The organism is Neobacillus sp. S1227, from assembly GCF_055385255.1.
Window position 1 is genome coordinate 1,216,287 of the sequence record NZ_AP038276.1, and the last position, 17,303, is coordinate 1,233,589.

The window sequence follows — 17,303 nt, forward strand, 5'->3', positions numbered from 1 at the left end:
TTTCAACTCCTTTCACTCTTTCATCATTTTGTAGTAATCAGCAATTAACAATGACTTGCATTTCTCTGCGGACTCTTGAAAATAGCGTGTCACTTCATCATCAGGAAGCTCCACTTGTTCAATTGTGAATTGGCGGGTTACAAATTGAGAAAAATCTGCAGAAAATTTCAATGAAACTTCAAATTTGTCGTCGACTTTTAATATAGTGGCTTGAACATCATATGGATGAATATGAAAATGCGAAAAAGTTTCAACCATCTTGTCATATAAGGCGGGTGCTCCATAACGTAATAGTTTTTCTTCAAGCAATCTCATCACTCTCTTCCATAATTTCCAACTTATTGATGTCGTTATGTCCTAGAAGTTTATTCAGTTCATCGTCGTTATGTAAGGAGTCAACTATAATTAAGGAGTCCATTAAAGCTACCAATTTCTCATCAATCTCATTACGTATTAATAGAACCTTCATTTGCTCTACCATTTTACGCATAAGGTCATGATCACGAGTTAACTGTATGACAAGAGTTTTTAGATGGGGTTTTTCAGTTGCCATCTCCTTATATAGACCTTCTTCCTCTGAAGCTGCATGCTGCAGCGTCCTAGTTTCCCAATGTTCAATTGAAACCTCTGCTACTTTCATGGCTTTTTCTTTTTGACCATCTTCCAGACATTTTTGTAATAACATCCTTAATTCTTTCGCCTCGTTTAATGCCGATTCATGTATTAAGTCATGTGCATCTTGTTTTTTTAAGCTAGGTCCTGACAATTTAAAACATCCTTTCATCTTGGTTCTTAATTTTCTTATGGATACCTTTCCAAGTATTCCCTTACTATTTCCAACAAAATGTAAATTATTATAAAAATAACAAAAGAGTTGATTTCTCAACTCTTTTGTTATTTTAGATGTATTTCCCAAGTCACTTCTCACTTCACTGATAACCAGCTATTTCAGGATGAAAAATGTCCTAACCTTTTTCAACTAAGAAGTCCGAAAAACCCCCTAACGCAGTTCATTAAACATTCCCACGTAATTTATCGGGTTATCATTCTCATCCTTAATAGTACTGATGGTTAACAATTCCAAGTAAATTTGCCCGTCTTTCTTTTTGTTCCAAATTTCCCCCTGCCAGGAGCCGTTTTGGCGGATATCCTCCCACATCTTCTTATAAAAAGTTTCATCATGTTTTCCTGATTGCAGGATAACCGGGGTCTTGCCAATGGCCTCATCTTCAGAATATCCTGTTACAGCAGTGAACGCCGGGTTAACCCGCTGAATAATACCATTTAAATCTGTCACCATGATGCCTTCCACGGTGCTTTCAATAACCTGGTTGGAAATCTGTAATTTATCAAGGAAGTATAGGGCCATCACAATTATTGCAGCGGCAAGCGAAAATTCGGAAAGAGCCATGAAGCCAATCGCATAGTGGCCGGTCATATTAAATAAAATCGTTAACACGATTGGCGGGAAAAATCCACCCAGGCCGCCCATAGCTGCTACAATACCGTTAACAATGCCAGCCTGTTTTGAAAAATAAAGAGGCACAAGTTTGAAAATGGTACCATTTCCGATTCCCGCACAAAACGCGACTAAAATGCAGCCCAAGGTGTAAATAGGCAGTGACGGTGTAAACGATAATAGAAATCCGGCAAATGTAATCGCATTAAAGATCACGATCAAGATGATATAAGGGTTAAATTTATCAGCGAGAAAGCCCCCGATCGGGCGCATGATGGTGGCAATGACAATAAACCCCGCTGTTCGGAACCCAGCATCCACCTTCGTTAAATGAAAGTGGTTTACAAGGAAGGCAGGTAAATAAACAGTGAAGGCAACAAATGAACCGAAAGTAATAAAATAAAACAAGCATAAAAACCAAAGCCGGTAGTTTTTATAAACGCTTTTAATTTGGGCGGTGAGGGACACCCTTACTGTTTGTTCTTTTTTATCACCCAAAATAAAGGTTAAAACTGCAAATATCACGATTAAAATTAAGTATAATTGAACAGTGCTTCTCCACCCGATGGCATTGGCCAGCAGCGGGGCCGAAAAGGAGGTGAAGGCTGTACCGATGTTACCTGCCCCGTATATTCCGTTTACAAACCCATGCCGTTCTTTCGGATAATATTTCGGCAGGGAGGTGACCCCGATTGAGAACAACGCTCCTCCGACACCAAGGGCCAAACCGCCGATGATTAAATCGGAGAAGGAATCCGCCAGGCTGATATAGTAAACTGGCAGAAGCAGAAATATCAGTCCAATTGTAAACATCCATCTTGCGCCATAGCGGTTGGTCCAAAAGCCAATCGGAACCCTTAAAATTGATCCGAGAATAACCGGGATCGCTGTTACGGTCGATAATTGGCCAGGTGTAAGCTTAATATCGGTTTGAATAAATGATATTAAAGAAGAAATGATAACCCAAACCATGAATCCTAAAATTAAGTTAACTGTTTGCAAAACCAGTTGAAAATTGGCTTTCCCCATTCAATAAACACCTCTTAAAAAATTTCTTATAATCATAGGATAAGCAAAAACAAATAAAAACATTTTCCTCAAATTTACCCTATATGTACAAAAATAGGAAATGCAAGTTAAAAAAGCAGCATTTTTTCCTCTCGGGGAATTCAAATTAAAGGGCGGCCAATGATGAAGAAACGGATGATTATTATTTCCTTTATTAGTAGGGAGATGATTGATTTTACTATGTATTAAAAAAATGGGACCTTAAGTTCGAATAATTTTTTTAAAAAGAGCCAATCAATTGGGCTCTTTTCTGGTAACAGCGGTAAAATGAAAGTAAATATAGATTTTCGGGGAGGTTGGTTTGACATGTTTGCGGCGGGGCAAAGGGACATGCAGCGGATGGATCAGTATACGATGGAAAGGATTGGTTTACCTGGTGTGGTCCTAATGGAAAATGCCGGGGCAAGGGTAGTTGAGGAAATAATAGCAGACTTACCTTACTCAAATCCACGGGTTATCGTTCTTGCTGGCGGCGGGAATAACGGCGGGGACGGTTTTGTTATTGCCCGCAGGCTGATTGATGCGGGAGTCAGGGCTCTTGTTTGTCTTCTCGTGGATCCTGACCGTCTAAAGGGAGATGCAAAAATCCACTTTGATGTGTATATGAATCGCGGGCTGCCTGTCTTTTACCTTCAAGAACATTCACTAAATGGTTTAAAAAATGTATTGAATTCGGCAGATGTAATTGTCGATGCCATTTTGGGGACTGGGGTAAATGGCCCTGTCAGAGAACCCTTCAGTAATGTGATTTCAATGGTCAATGAATATACCGGAAAGAAATTGGTTGTATCTGTTGATATTCCTTCAGGTGTCAGCAGCGATACCGGGAAGGTTGCAGGGGAGGCAATTAAGGCTGATAAGACGATAACATTTGTTTTTCCGAAAAAAGGCTTTTTTTTACAGGACGGACCAAAATATATCGGTGATTGGAAGGCGGTTGATATTTCTGTACCGCCTTCAGCCGCTGCAGAGTTAGGACTGGATATGCCAAGGGTGATAACAGGGCCTCTTGTACGGGAAGTGCTGCCAAAACGACCAAGGCATGGTCATAAAGGGACATTCGGACATGCCTTGATAATCGGAGGGTCACGCCCATATGTAGGCGCCCCGATATTCTCAGCGAGGGCAGCCTTACATTCTGGTGCAGGCTTAGTAACGCTGGCAGTACCGGAAGGGATTTATCCGATGGCGGCGGCGCAAAATCCGGAATCCTTATTTTTGCCTTTATCAGATGAGGATGGTCATTTTGCTGCCAGGGCAGTTCATGAGATTATTCCGCAGCTTCAGCAGTTTGAATGTGTAGCCGTTGGTCCCGGAATGGGGCGGTTTGCTGGCGGAGAGGAGTGGCTCAAATCTCTGATTGAGTCTTTGAGCGGCCAGCCTTTAATCATTGATGCGGATGGCCTTTATTTTATACGAGGCTTGACGGACTTGGTCCGCAAGTACAAGGGGCCCGTCATTTTCACTCCTCATCCAAGTGAAATGGCAAGGCTAGTCAACAGGACTGTCAAAGAGGTGGAGGAAAACCGCATCGAAATTGCCCAGGAATATGCGAAGGAGGGCCATGTGTTTTTGCTTTTGAAGGGACACCGGTCAATAATTGTTTCACCGGCTGGACAGGTCTATATAAACCCGCTCGGTCATGACGCCCTCGGAAAAGGTGGCAGCGGGGACGTTCTTACTGGTTTGATTGCTTCATTTCTTGCCCAGGGTGCCGAACCCTTGTACGCTATGATTGCTGCAAGTTATCTTCATGCAAGGGCCGGACAAGAAAAAGCAAAAGTTCTCTCTCATTATGGGGTCATGCCATTGGACATCATTGAAGGAATAAAAGAACAACTAAAATAACGAGCCTTTCTTCCTAGAAAGGCTTTTTGTTTTTTACAAAGGTAGTACAACTTCTTTACTATATGAAATGGAAAAGAATGCATATTTCTGCGTATTTACCTTGTTTGTTTTTTTAGTAAACTAATATTTAGATAGTAGAAATATCCAATTATAAAAAATAAGTCCTTTTGTTCCTTATTGTAGGAAAGGAGATTTATAAAGATGAACATCGATGAAAAGGTTTACAAAGAGAGTGGAATGTCAAATCATTTAAGCCAGCTTGCTTCGATTGGCCAAATTGCTGCAGGAATCGCCCATGAGGTGAGAAATCCCTTAACAGCGGTCAAAGGGTTTTTACAGCTTTTGCAGCAGGATCAAAAAAATGAATACCTAGAAATTGCTCATTCCGAACTTGATAACGCCCTGAAAACTTTAAATAATCTCCTTCAGGTTTCAAAGCCTGATCTGGAGGACGAAGAATTCCAAACTATTTATTTGTCAGTTGAATTGGAATCCATCATTAACCTTTTCCAGGACAAGATGTATGAGATTACTATCCAAACTGATTTTCAAGATACGGGTGCTGCTATTTACGGCAGGAAAAATCAATTTAAAAAGGCTTTCTTTAATTTAATTAAAAATGCAATTGAGGCGATTGACGGGGAAGGGGCCATTACCCTGACACATTACACAAAGAATAATGAAGTCATTGTGACGATTCAAGATACGGGAGTTGGCATTCCCGAGGAGAAGCTTTCGCTATTAGGTACACCCTTTTTTACGACGAAGGATCAGGGGACAGGGATGGGACTTGCTCAGGTGTTCTCAGTCATTTATCAGCATGGCGGCATGATTTTGGTTGATAGTAAGAAAAATCAAGGAACTACTTTTACGATAAGTCTCCCGCAGCAACAGCAAAAAACACAACGGGGTGTGAGAAAATTGGATGTTATGATTGACGATAAATATTCAATAAAGGAATACTTTTTGAAGAATCAAAAAGTATTTGAGGACCGTTTGCTGGCTGAGGCGACGAATGTAAGTGAAAAAATTGATGATATACATAATGTCGGAATTAATTTACTTAACAATGCCCATAAGTTAGTTCTATATGTCGTTGAAGGCCGGGAACATGAACTAATCTCATTTGCCAAGCAGGAGGGCATGGCTTGGGCAAAGCATTCATTGACCCTTGCGTTTAAGCTGGAATGGATTCAGGCGATCCGCCGAACAGTGTGGGATTTTCTCTATAACTTTGATGCCTTTAATAAATTGGAGACTGATAGGATCACCTTTTTTTCAATGGAAAAAAGTATTAATGAATTAATTGATCAGTTTCTTACACACTTTTTTATCACGTACACGAAATATAAGGATGAATTGCTGGATAACCAAAGAAAGCTTGTCGAAAACCTATCTGTTCCAATTATTCCAATTAATAAGGAGATTTGCATTTTGCCCTTAATTGGAACACTTGATGATCTGCGTATTTCAACGATTCAGAATAAAGTGCTGACTGAAATTGAATATCGGCAAATTCAAACTTTAATTATCGATCTATCAGGTGTGGCCTCGATGGAAAAAGAAGCCGCACGGAACTTTGTCCAAATCATCCAAGGCTTTTCGATGATGGGCTGTAAAGCGATCCTCACCGGTATGCGGGCGGAAATTGTCAAGAGTCTTCTTAGTTCTGGAGTTGATATAAGTCATAAGGTAGAGTTTAAAGGAACGCTGCAATTAGCCTTGAACGATATTGTTTTTCAAAAAGATTTGCAAGAAGTATAAAGTAAGTCCAAAAAAGAGTACTCGCAGGGAGTACTTTTTTATTTGCGCTTGGTAGCGAACAAATAAATGGGATGCTTTGATGTGCAAATGAAATATTTTTATTAAGAATATTATGAAAATTAAGTGTTGACCAAACTATCGTCAAATGCCATAATGATTATATACTAAATTGTCGACAATATTGTATGTTTAATTTGAACGGGAGGAAATATGGAAACGAATGCAAAGAAGACAATCGCTATCAAGATTGCTGAAGAAATAACTGCCAGAATAGGAAAGCGAATTCTACACCCGGGTGAACATCTGGTTGAGGCTGCAATAGCAGAGGAATTTAAGACAAGCCGATCACCAGTTCGCGAGGCCCTCCTTATGCTAGAACGGGATCGGCTGGTACAGAGAGTTCCTCATCAAGGGGTAGTAGTAAGAAGGTTTACGAGAACAGATATTTATGAATTGTATGATGTTATTTACCGGCTTGAAGAAATTGCGATGGAAAAAGCAATCGTAAAAATTGATCAAGATGGCATTGATAAACTTGAAAACGTTATCAAATCGCAGGAGCAAGCAGTAAGTGACTATGATCTTGAGCTTTACTATGAATTAAATGAAGAATTCCACCATTTAATTTTTTCCATCGCCAACAATAAGGTCTTAAGTGAAATGTATTTATCTTTAAGGCGATCTGCTCGTCCTTTCAGAATGCTATCAATGGCACAAGGTTCCAACTTAACCTCTTCTCTAAATGAACATAGGGAACAGGTAAAGGCCTTAATAGAAAAAGATGTTAGTGCAGGAAAACGAGCGATATATGAACAGGAGATTCGTTCGCTTCGGTCACTTGAAATATTATTCCCAGAGTAGAGGGAAGAACAAAAAAATGAAGGGATGAAAACTAATGAAGATAGGTTTTATTGGAATAGGGAAAATGGGACGGTGGATGTCCGAAAATCTGTTGGATGCCGGCTACAGCCTTACCGTTTACGATACAAATGTTGAAGCAATGAAACCTCTTCAAGAAAAGGGGGCCATTGTTGCAACATCCATTCTTGAATTGGGAAAACAAAATGACATTGTGATCACGATGCTGCCCAATTCCAGCATAGTCGAAGCAATATTAACTGGAACGGACGGGTTATTTCACTCCATGAAGAAGGACGGGCTCATCATTGATATGAGCAGCTCCTATGTATTCAGCACCAGAAAGCTGGCAGAGGAAGCGAAAAACTTCGGTTTAACCTTGATTGATGCCCCGGTATCTGGAGGCGTTAAAGGAGCCAAGGCTGGAACTCTTACCATTATGGTTGGAGCTGAGGAGAAGGTTTATTCGAAGGTGCTGCCAATATTAGAATGTCTAGGCAAAGCAATTAATCTAGTCGGACAGACTGGGGCAGGTCATGCACTAAAGGCGGTTAACAACTACTTGTCTGCCACATCCCTTTATGCTTCGTGTGAAGCGATGATCCTGCTTAATAAGCTTGGCATCGATTTGAATGTTGCATTAGATACAATCAATACAAGTTCAGGTCAAAGCTTCTCCACCCATTATAAGTTACCGACATTTATCCTGCCGGAAACCTATAACTCAGGATTTTCTTTAGATTTATTACTAAAAGATGTGGGCATGGTCAATAACATCGCCAAGGACACAAAAGTACCAGTTCTTCTCGCTTCTTTAATCGAGCAAGTCTATGAAGGGGCTGCCAGAACGGGAGAATCTGATCAGGACCACACGGAGATTATTAAGTTTTTAGAAAAGATTTCAAATGATCGCTTGCACAAAAAGGAGGTACTTACATGAGCACGTCACCCGAAAAAGTGAGTGGTGGTGCGCATCAGAGTCAGTCAGCTTCACAGTCCGTCGATAGTATAATTGAAAAATTGCCGTTGACAAAAGCACATTATTTTGTCGTTATCGCGGCTGCCCTTGGTTTTATGTTTGACTCATTGGATACGTATATTGTTTCCTATGCAATGCCTTCGATTATTCAGGAATGGAACATTGATCCAATTACAAACGGAACTCTCAATTCTTTAGGAATCTGGGGAATGTTTATCGGGGCCATTATATGGGGACCAATATCGGATAAATTTGGCCGGAAATTCGGTTTTATGGCTACAGTTCTTGGATTTAGTATTTTAACTGGATTGACTGCATTTACAACGAGTACGTTTCAATTTGGCTTATTACGCTTTTTAACAGGGTTGTTCCTTGGTGGGATGATCCCAATTGATACGGCACTAACCTCTGAGTACATCTCAACAAAGTACAGAGGACGATTTACATCGATTCTTACCGTTTTATGGCCGGTCGGAATGCTGATTGCCGCCATTATCTCCCTTAGCTTTGTCGCTGATTTCGGCTGGAGAGTGCTATTTATTGTCGGTGTAATCCCAGCGTTCCTAAGCTTCTTTGTCCGCCGAAAGGTGCCTGAATCTCCGCGCTGGCTTGCCGCACAGGGACGGGGAAAGGAAACCGTTAAGGTGCTAAAAACCCTTGGTGCTTCGGATGAAGACTTAAAGGTTATTCCATCTAAGTCTCAGGCAGACAAAAAGGTATCTTTTAAAGTCCTCCTTCAGCCTCAATATATTAAAAGATTTATTTTAACAGCAGGCTATTACTTCTTCAGTTATTTTGGCTACTATGGTTTTTTGCTTTGGCTTCCTACGATTCTAGCAACTGTATATGGCCTAAGCTTGGCAAAAACATTTACTTATACCCTATTTGTTGCCATCGCTGCGATTCTAGGACGATTGACCGCTTACTGGACAATCGAGCGATTTGGAAGAAAACAATTATTCTATGTAGGCTTTGGCCTCGGTGGTGTGGCCGCATTGGTGTTTGGGCTCATTAAAGATCCAAGTTATTTAATTTGGGGAGCGTGTATCCTATCCTTTTTATATGAACAGGGAGTTGCAGGTACAGTTGTTTACACAGCGGAATTGTATCCTTCTAGTATTCGTGCAACAGCTACAAGTTGGTCAACAGGGGCAGGAAGAATTAGTGCAGCCGTCAGCCCTATCGTGTTTGGCTATTTTATGAGCATTGAATTTTACTACGGTATTTATATTACCATGGCTGTATTCTTCTGGATTGCTGTTGCATTAGTTTACTTCCTAGGTGTAGAAACAAAAGGACAGAGTTTAAATAGTATTAAAGCTTCTTAAATGAAAACTCGCCGATTGGCGAGTCCGTTAGGACGGTTCATGAGGCGTAGTTGAATTCATGCGTTAAGAGATTATAAAATTTGTGAAAATTTTATACCTCCCTTATTAGCGAAAAAAGGACTTGAGGTGCTAGTAATATGAAAAAACAATTGTTTATTAACGGAGAGTGGCTAGACGCGAAAGAATATACTTCGCTGCTATCTCCATATTCAGAGGAGCTGCTAGCCGAGATTCCGGCCGGTTCCTTAGAGGATGTCGAGGCCGCAATTGTTGCAGCAGACCGTGCAAGAGGTCAGTGGGCAAAGGTACCTGCACATGAGCGTGCTAAAATTCTCGAAAATCTAGCAAAGCTGATTGAAGAAAAATTTAATGAAGTAGCAAAGATTATTTCTCTTGAAGCCGCAAAACCGATTGTAATGGCTAAGACAGAAGTTGCCCGCACCATCCAGACGTTTAAGTTCGCTGCAGAAGAAGCAAAAAGAATCCATGGCGAAACGATTCCATTGGATGCGGCTCCCGGTGGTGAAAGAAGAGTCGCTTATACGGTGCGCGAACCGATTGGAATTATTGGCGCGATTACACCATTTAACTTTCCGCTGAATCTAGTTGTGCATAAGGTTGGACCAGCGATTGCCGCCGGAAATACAATCGTACTAAAGCCAGCGACACAAACACCGCTATCTTCTTTATTTCTGGCTGAACTAGCGCAGGAAGCCGGACTTCCAGCAGGTGTGCTGAATGTCGTGACCGGAAGAGGAAGTGTGGTTGGAGACAAGCTTGTTACCGATGATCGGATCAGCATGATCACTTTTACGGGAAGTCCTAGTGTAGGCATTGGTATCCGGAATAAAGCAGGATTGAAGAAGGTTACTTTAGAGCTTGGTTCCAATGCAGCCGTCATCATTGACAAAGACACCGATATCGATAAAATTGTTCCCCGCTGCATCACCGGAGCGTATTCAAATCAGGGCCAAGTTTGTATTTCTCTGCAAAGAGCTTACGTACATGAAAGTCTTTATGATGAATTTGTCGCAAAGTTCGTAGAGGCGGGTAACCAATTGAAAATTGGAGATCCTCTCGATCCAGCAACTGATGTTTCTGCATTAATTTCTAAAAATGATGTCCAAAGGGCATTGAATTGGATTGAAGAGGCGAAAAGCGCGGGGGCCGTTATTGCTGCTGGAGGCGAAGCCGTAGGAAATATTTTGCGTCCAACCGTTATTTTAGAGGCAAATCCGCAAATGAAGGTTTCGTGTCAGGAAGTGTTTGCGCCAATTGTCATAATCAATAAGATATCTACCGTAGATGAGGCAATTGATCTAGTGAATGATTCACGCTACGGCCTACAGGCAGGTATCTACACGAAAAATGTGGATACAGCGCTTGATGCCATTGATAAATTGAAGGTTGGTGGTGTACTAATCAACGACATCCCAACGTTCCGCGTTGACCATATGCCTTATGGTGGAGTAAAAGAAAGTGGCACAGGACGTGAAGGGCTAAAATATGCAGTTGAAGAAATGACAGAAATGAAGCTTGTTATTTGGAATAGAAACTAATTTTGCGAGAAATCTAGTCCGAAGGGGGTACCATTAATGGTAAAAATCATGAGGATCGATACATGGGAAAATCGGGTACAGGAAGATAAAGAGCTTCGCAGTCTGCTAGGATCTCATAATTTTCGTTTCCTATTAAAGCATGGGCAGCATAACAAACTATGGACGGTGGAGAAAGAATCCATCACCTTACAGGAACAGTTTACGATTGATGATGTTTGGGATTTTACGATCATCGTTCCGGAACATGCTTGGTTTAAATTCATCTCCGACCTGCCGCCAGCTTTTCATAATACGCTTCAGGCTATGGTTGCAAATGTACCTGGTGTAGAGGTGGAAGGAAACCGATTAGCTTGGGCCCAGTCTATAAAGATTGTGGAACGAATCTTGTGTTTAGCCAGACAACCGGTTAAGACGAAGCCGTTATTAACGGAAGCCGAATTCTCACCGGAAACCATCAAAGGGCATTACGTCAATATTGAAGCAGATGGCGAAACGTTCACCACTTATTATGAAGAGGCTGGACAAGGACATCCGATTATTTTCCTTCATACAGCGGGTTCGGACTCCAGACAGTATAAATTCCTGCTTGGAAATAAGAAGTTGCAGGAAAAATGGCACATGTACGCCTTTGATCTTCCTTTCCACGGGAAGTCCTCGCCGCCAAACCGCTGGTGGGAGGAAAAATATCAACTGACCACGGAATTATATACGAAGTGGATTATGGCGTTTATGAAAGCTACCGATCTTTATGATAAAAAGCCGGTCATTTCCGGATCGTCCATGGACGGTGCGATTGTATTGTATCTTGCCGCTGAGTATGGCGACCTGTTTAAAGGGGTTGTTTCCTTGGAGGGTGGCTTTGGCCGGGCAGGAAGAAAAGTATCATGGACATACCATCCGCAGGTACATGCAGGTAACTTTCTAGCTTCCTGGGTAGATGGATTAATGGCGCCGGATAGTCCAGAATACTATCGTCGTTTGGCGCTTTGGGAATATTCTCAGGGAGGTCCTGGTATCTATCAGGGCGATACGTATTTTTATAGCCATGATTTTCCTGAGGTAACGAAAAACATCGGAAAAACACAATGCCCGCTTTGGATTTTAACTGGGGAATATGACTATTCCTGTACACCGGAAATGAGCAAGGAAGCAGCTGATATATTAGGCGGTTCCTTCATCAAGATGGAGGGAATGGGACACTTTCCGATGTCTGAAAATCCACGGGACTTCTTGAAGTACTTTGAACCTGTGTTAAACGAGATCTCTAGATTATGAGAGGCAAATGCTGATAAATAGGAGGCCCAAAAGATAATGAAGGAAGCGCCTAAGTATGAGGTATATGCGATCAAATACGCGACTCGCGACGCTGTGTACAGCAGCTATTTTCATGGTCCAGCCGATCCGCATGAAGATTTTTCGATGACCATGGATTATTTCGTCTGGCTTATAAAATCGGATGAGCATGCAATTGTTGTGGATACAGGATTCAATGAAGAGGAGGCAAAGAAAAGAAATCGCACGTTTCTGCGCTGCCCGATCAGCATCCTGCCGGAGTTTGGCGTCGCTGTCGACTCAGTTTCGCAGATAGTCATTACCCATATGCATTACGATCATTTGGGTAATGCGGATAAAATCCCGAATGGACAATTTATCGTTCAGGAAGCAGAGATGGCCTTTTGGACAGGCAAATATGCGTCTAGAAAAGAGTTTCTGCACCATGTAAGGCCGGATGACGTGGTGCATTTGGTACAGGAAAATTTTAAAGGCAGGGTCAAGTTTGTCAACGGAAGCAAGGAAATCCTGCCGGGAATCTATGTACATAAAACGGGTGGGCATTCCGAAGGGCTGCAGGTGGTTGAGGTACGGACGGAAAAAGGAAAAGTTATTCTTGCTTCGGATGTGAGCCATTTCTATAAAAACATCCAAGAAGACCGGCCAAGTTCAATCGTCGCCAACCTTGCCCAGATGTACGATGCTTTTGACTTTGTCAACGACCTGGCCGAGTCTCCGGACCTGATCATCCCAGGTCATGACCCTGTGGTAATGGAAAAGTTCCCAGCAGTCGAAGGGTTGGAGGATATAGCAGTAAGAATTGCTTAACGTTTTAAGTCCGTGCATCGCATGAAAAATAAAATAATAGTTAGGGGAAATGAACATGAATAAAGAGTTATTTGAAAAAGGATTAGAAATTAGAAGAAGTGTATTAGGTGCTGAATATGTAGATGGATCCATTCAGAATGCGGATGATTTTAATATGCCAATGCAAGAATTGGTCACTCAATATTGCTGGGGAGAGGTGTGGGGCAGACCGGGCCTTGATAGAAAAACGAGAAGCATTATTAACCTTGCGATGATTACAGCGCTTAATCGCCCGCATGAACTGAAGCTGCATGTGAGAGGAGCGCTCAATAACGGCCTAACAAAGGATGAGATTAAAGAGGTATTCCTGCAGACGGCCATCTACTGTGGTGTTCCCGCAGCAATTGACAGCTTCAGAACAGCAAAAGAAGTATTTGCGGCGATGGAAAAGGAATAAGGTTCATACTCAAAAGATCGGAATTGTCCGGTCTTTTTTCATAAATTCTTGTGACAAAAAGTACTCCAAATGAGTGCTTTTTTGTCATTATAGGTAAGGTGGTAAAGACGGGTTGGCCGCTTGTCTATTGCTTCTAAATGTGCGGAAATTGTAAAAAGTTTTCCATCTGCAAATTAGATTTCATGGTATGTTAGAGGAAAGAGATGAATCAAAGGTAGGAGGTTTTTAACATGGGAGCTCGTTTAATAGAACCAAACACTGGTCCAGTTATCCAAAAGGAAAAAGAAAGCGTCAAGCAAATGATTGAGATTTACTGCCGCCACAAACATAAGCATCCCAATGGTTTGTGCAATGAATGTCAGGAGTTGAAAAATTACTGTATGTTAAGGCTATCCTTCTGCCGCTTTGGTGAGGAGAAATCATCCTGCTCCCATTGTAAAGTTCACTGTTATAAACCATCCTACCGGCAAAAAATCAAAGCCGTCATGCGCTGCTCCGGCCCGTGGATGCTGTTGTATCACCCTATTTATGGCGTAAAACATTTACTAAATAAAAGATAAAAAAGGTGTCTGCCGATACTTGGCAGACACCCTTTCTTTTATAAAAATTATCGAATGCCCTTCATGTACCCTTGAATCTTAGGTGCAAGCATTAATAGGATAATACCTAGTACTAATGAAGCACCGCCGACTGTACCAAAATAGGCCATTTCGGTTTCTGGAGTGTAGAACTTAACAATTTGTGCGTTGATTGCCTGAGCAGCAGCACTTGATAAGAACCACAAGCTCATTGTTTGGGCTGAGAACGCAGCGGGCGCCAGCTTAGTTGTAGCTGACAATCCAACTGGTGATAAGCACAATTCACCAAGTACGCAGATTAAATAGCTAAGCACTAACCATAATGGGTTTACCAAAGAATCTGTTCCGCCAAAGTAGGCAGGAAGCAAGATGACGATAAATGATAAACCTGCTAACAATAATGCTAATGAAAACTTTTGTGGAATATTCGGTTCTTTTTTTCCAAGCTTTACCCAAAGCCATGCAAAAACTGGCGCTAATGTAATAATGAATAATGGGTTTAAAGATTGGAACCATGCTGGAGAAATATGAATTCCTGCAAAATCAAGCTGGGTGCGCTTGTCCGCATAGTTTGCTAAAATCGTTGAACCCTGCTCTTGAATCGCCCAGAACATTACAGATGCGATAAATAACGGGATATAAGCAATTAAACGGGAGCGTTCCACAGATGTTGTTTTTTTGCTGCGATACATAACAATAAAATACGAAGTAGGAATTAAGATACCCAAAATACCAATTAGGTTAACAAAGGTTTCAAATGTTAGAGAGCCATTAGAAATTGCAATGGCGCAAATTACAGCAATCACGACTATGCCTAATCCAATATAAGTAAAGACTTTTTTCCTTTCAGCAGGTGACAGTGGGTTTGCAACTGTAGTACCAGCTAATCCAAGGTTTTTCTTTTTTGTTAAAACAAACATTACTAATCCTACGAACATACCAATAGCGGCAATACCGAAGCCTAGATGGAAACTGACATCCATCAGAGATCCTACGATTAATGGTGAAATGAAGGCCCCAAGGTTAATCCCCATATAGAAAATACTGAAACCTGCATCACGACGATTGTCGTTCTCTGCATACAAATCACCAACCACGGTGGAAACATTCGGTTTTAGTAACCCAGTTCCAAGTACGATTAATACCATGGAAACAAAGAATAATGAAATGCTGCCCGGAATGGCTAGTGCAATATGACCAAACATGATTAAAATACCGCCATAGAACACTGCTTTTGATGTACCGAAAATCCGGTCAGCCAACCAGCCGCCAATGATTCCGGACATGTAAACTAACGATCCGTAAATGGACATGATAGACAATGCCAGAGTTTGATCCATTCCAAGGCCGCCCTTGGAAACTTCATAGTACATATAGTATACGAGAATTGCTCTCATTCCATAATAAGAAAAGCGTTCCCAAAACTCTGTAAAGAACAGTGTGAATAGTCCTTTTGGGTGACCGAAAAAACCCTTCTGAGGTACACTGTCCACAATTTTCTGTTTATTTATGTTTGACATAAATCTACCTCCTTTTGTTATTCTATAATACTTTTAAAGTTATGAATGGTCAAAATCTTTTTTTTGGAATTAGATTGCAAAATAGTTAAAAACCTTGATTTTATCGTATTTTCTGAAAGTAATTACGTAAAAAGAAAGTTTTTTTGAAATAGTAATTATTTTCGGATAAGTTAATATCTTGGCATCTTTTGGATAATTTAGCCAAATAAAAAGCCCTCAAGATTTCTAGGGCTTTGTTAGCAATTTTAGAATTGTCTCATTCGTGAGAGTGTGATCCTGTGAGGTAAGCCAAGCATCAGGAATTATAGCGTAACTGACATGATTACTCGTTAAATAGCTATAAATAATTTGTGCTTCATCAAGGTCTTCTTTGTGGACAATAAGGGGAGTTTTATCCCTGGCACCTTTGAAAAAGTTCAGGATATTCGACCTTACCGTTGCAACGACATCCGTTCCTTCAAGCGAATATTTCTCTGAAAATAACACCGTGCTGCCTTTGATTAAAAAAAGTTTAAAGCTGCGGTCATCCAGAAATTCGATCGTGACGATATTTTGATTGGCCTCTGCAAAATCAATGACACTCTCTTTATAATGAAGGAAACTGATTGCCTCGATATATCCTTTATACCTTGCGGCAAGTTCAAAATCCAATTGCTCCGTAGCAACTGCCATTTTTTCTTCCATTTCCTGAAGCGGGCTTAAGTCATTTCCTTTAATCAAAGCAATAATGCGGTTTAAAATTGAATCATAAATTTCTCTTGGGACATTTCCAGTGCACAAACCTATGCAGAGACTGAGAGAATGATTCAAACACGGAGAACCTCCTATGGAACGGTTGCTGCAACTAATTTTAAAAAATTCCTTGATCACCTGGACCGCTTTTTCCACTGCAAACTTACTGATAAACGGTCCGAAATAAAGGTTTCCGTCATTTTCAATGCAAACATTTGTTACTTCAAGCGTAGGATAACGCTCGTCCATTCCCACGACGATATAGGAATAGTTCTGCGGGTTTTTCATTTTTCTATTAAAATAAGGTTTGATTTCTTTTATTAATTGGCATTCCAGCAGAAAGGCTTCCAACTCTGTATCGGTCAGAATGTAGTCAAAATCCTTTAACGTAGAAACGAGTTTTAGCGTTTTTTTAGAATGTGCCTTGGAATGCTGGAAATAGGACCGAACTCGATTCTTCAGATTTTTGGCTTTTCCTACATAGATGATTTGGCGGCCAGAATCCTTCATCAGATAAACCCCGGGAGTGATGGGGAGATTGTTTACCTTTTCTTTTAAATCCATGTTTTTTTCCTTCCCGAACCATATTGTTTCTATAATTTTATCATAGGAAATATATCGTGGATTCTGTCTAATATTTCCTATAAATAAAAAACCAGATTGCATTAACAATCTGGTAAACCTAATCATGGACTTCGTTTGTATAAAGCGATTAATAGAACTAACATGACGATGTCTAAACGGGCGTTAAAAGCAAATTGCAAAAGCCCTGTGTTAAGCGCCGGCAGCTTCGTTAATAAAATTGCCGTTATCATGATTGCGATTAAGGGTATGACAGCATTTTTTACAGCTTTACCCGCAAGGATTAAAGCTCCGCAACCAATTTCTAAAATGATGACAAGCTTTAACATGAGCTGAGGATAGGGCAGGCCCAGGCTAAAAAAATGGTTGCTTAAATCAGTGTTAAGTAGTTTCATTAAACCCGAGATGATAAACACGTATGCGACCGAATAGCGCAGTAGATTCATAGTTGAAAATGAAGTATGCATGTTTGTCCGCCTCCTTTGTAATACA

At 40.9% G+C, this 17,303-nt stretch carries 16 protein-coding genes; 10 read left to right on the plus strand and 6 right to left on the minus strand.

All coding sequences use genetic code 11. The features are described 5' to 3' along the window. Window positions 1–12: 12 nt before the first annotated feature. From ACZ5AE_RS06125 to ACZ5AE_RS06135, 3 genes are all read right to left on the minus strand, one after another. Window positions 13–315, minus strand: coding sequence for a hypothetical protein (locus ACZ5AE_RS06125; protein ID WP_464570451.1), 303 nt, complete (start codon window positions 313–315; stop codon window positions 13–15). Beyond that, the gene (locus ACZ5AE_RS06130; protein WP_464570453.1) at window positions 302–766 is read right to left on the minus strand and encodes a hemerythrin domain-containing protein; all 465 of its coding nucleotides are present in this window, start codon (window positions 764–766) and stop codon (window positions 302–304) included. The genes ACZ5AE_RS06125 and ACZ5AE_RS06130 overlap by 14 nt, the downstream gene beginning before the upstream one ends. 234 nt (window positions 767–1,000) lie before the next feature. Continuing rightward, complete coding sequence (locus ACZ5AE_RS06135) at window positions 1,001–2,488, minus strand: nitrate/nitrite transporter (protein WP_464570455.1); 1,488 nt, start codon at window positions 2,486–2,488, stop codon at window positions 1,001–1,003. Window positions 2,489–2,833: 345 nt separating this feature from the next. On the opposite strand from ACZ5AE_RS06135, the gene ACZ5AE_RS06140 reads away from it, so the two are divergent. The 10 genes from ACZ5AE_RS06140 (at window position 2,834) to ACZ5AE_RS06185 (ending at window position 13,959) form a co-directional block, all read left to right on the plus strand. After that, the gene (locus ACZ5AE_RS06140) at window positions 2,834–4,375 is read left to right on the plus strand and encodes an NAD(P)H-hydrate dehydratase (protein WP_464570457.1); all 1,542 of its coding nucleotides are present in this window, start codon (window positions 2,834–2,836) and stop codon (window positions 4,373–4,375) included. A 201-nt stretch (window positions 4,376–4,576) separates the two neighbouring features. Further along, window positions 4,577–6,139: an ATP-binding protein gene (locus ACZ5AE_RS06145; RefSeq protein WP_464570460.1), complete on the plus strand. Its 1,563-nt coding sequence runs from the start codon at window positions 4,577–4,579 to the stop codon at window positions 6,137–6,139. 210 nt (window positions 6,140–6,349) lie between these two features. After that, window positions 6,350–7,000: a GntR family transcriptional regulator gene (locus ACZ5AE_RS06150; protein ID WP_464570462.1), complete on the plus strand. Its 651-nt coding sequence runs from the start codon at window positions 6,350–6,352 to the stop codon at window positions 6,998–7,000. A gap of 34 nt (window positions 7,001–7,034) precedes the next feature. Continuing rightward, entirely contained in the window at window positions 7,035–7,937 is a 903-nt protein-coding gene (locus ACZ5AE_RS06155) for an NAD(P)-dependent oxidoreductase (RefSeq protein ID WP_464570464.1), read from the plus strand. Beyond that, on the plus strand, window positions 7,934–9,304 hold the full coding sequence (locus ACZ5AE_RS06160; protein WP_464570466.1) for an MFS transporter: 1,371 nt from the start codon (window positions 7,934–7,936) through the stop codon (window positions 9,302–9,304). Before ACZ5AE_RS06155 ends, ACZ5AE_RS06160 begins: the two co-directional genes overlap by 4 nt. Before the next feature lie 137 nt (window positions 9,305–9,441). Then, the gene (locus ACZ5AE_RS06165) at window positions 9,442–10,863 is read left to right on the plus strand and encodes an aldehyde dehydrogenase family protein (protein WP_464570468.1); all 1,422 of its coding nucleotides are present in this window, start codon (window positions 9,442–9,444) and stop codon (window positions 10,861–10,863) included. A gap of 36 nt (window positions 10,864–10,899) precedes the next feature. Beyond that, entirely contained in the window at window positions 10,900–12,138 is a 1,239-nt protein-coding gene (locus ACZ5AE_RS06170) for an alpha/beta fold hydrolase (RefSeq protein ID WP_464570470.1), read from the plus strand. Window positions 12,139–12,174: 36 nt separating this feature from the next. Beyond that, window positions 12,175–12,963, plus strand: a complete 789-nt coding sequence (locus tag ACZ5AE_RS06175; protein WP_464570472.1) for an N-acyl homoserine lactonase family protein — start codon at window positions 12,175–12,177, stop codon at window positions 12,961–12,963. A gap of 55 nt (window positions 12,964–13,018) precedes the next feature. Further along, window positions 13,019–13,399 (plus strand): 4-carboxymuconolactone decarboxylase, encoded by a 381-nt coding sequence (gene pcaC / locus ACZ5AE_RS06180; protein ID WP_464570474.1) that lies wholly within the window; start codon window positions 13,019–13,021, stop codon window positions 13,397–13,399. Window positions 13,400–13,629: 230 nt separating this feature from the next. Continuing rightward, window positions 13,630–13,959 (plus strand): nitrous oxide-stimulated promoter family protein, encoded by a 330-nt coding sequence (locus ACZ5AE_RS06185; RefSeq protein ID WP_464570476.1) that lies wholly within the window; start codon window positions 13,630–13,632, stop codon window positions 13,957–13,959. A 47-nt stretch (window positions 13,960–14,006) separates the two neighbouring features. Here ACZ5AE_RS06185 and ACZ5AE_RS06190 read toward each other — a convergent pair whose 3' ends face one another. The 3 genes from ACZ5AE_RS06190 to ACZ5AE_RS06200 all read right to left on the minus strand — a co-directional run bounded on the left by ACZ5AE_RS06190 (window position 14,007) and on the right by ACZ5AE_RS06200 (window position 17,278). Then, window positions 14,007–15,497, minus strand: a complete 1,491-nt coding sequence (locus ACZ5AE_RS06190; RefSeq protein WP_464570478.1) for a peptide MFS transporter — start codon at window positions 15,495–15,497, stop codon at window positions 14,007–14,009. A gap of 225 nt (window positions 15,498–15,722) precedes the next feature. After that, complete coding sequence (locus tag ACZ5AE_RS06195; protein WP_464570480.1) at window positions 15,723–16,793, minus strand: GIY-YIG nuclease family protein; 1,071 nt, start codon at window positions 16,791–16,793, stop codon at window positions 15,723–15,725. Window positions 16,794–16,915: 122 nt separating this feature from the next. Beyond that, on the minus strand, window positions 16,916–17,278 hold the full coding sequence (locus ACZ5AE_RS06200) for a DoxX family protein (RefSeq protein ID WP_464570482.1): 363 nt from the start codon (window positions 17,276–17,278) through the stop codon (window positions 16,916–16,918). Between the last annotated feature and the right edge of the window lie 25 nt (window positions 17,279–17,303).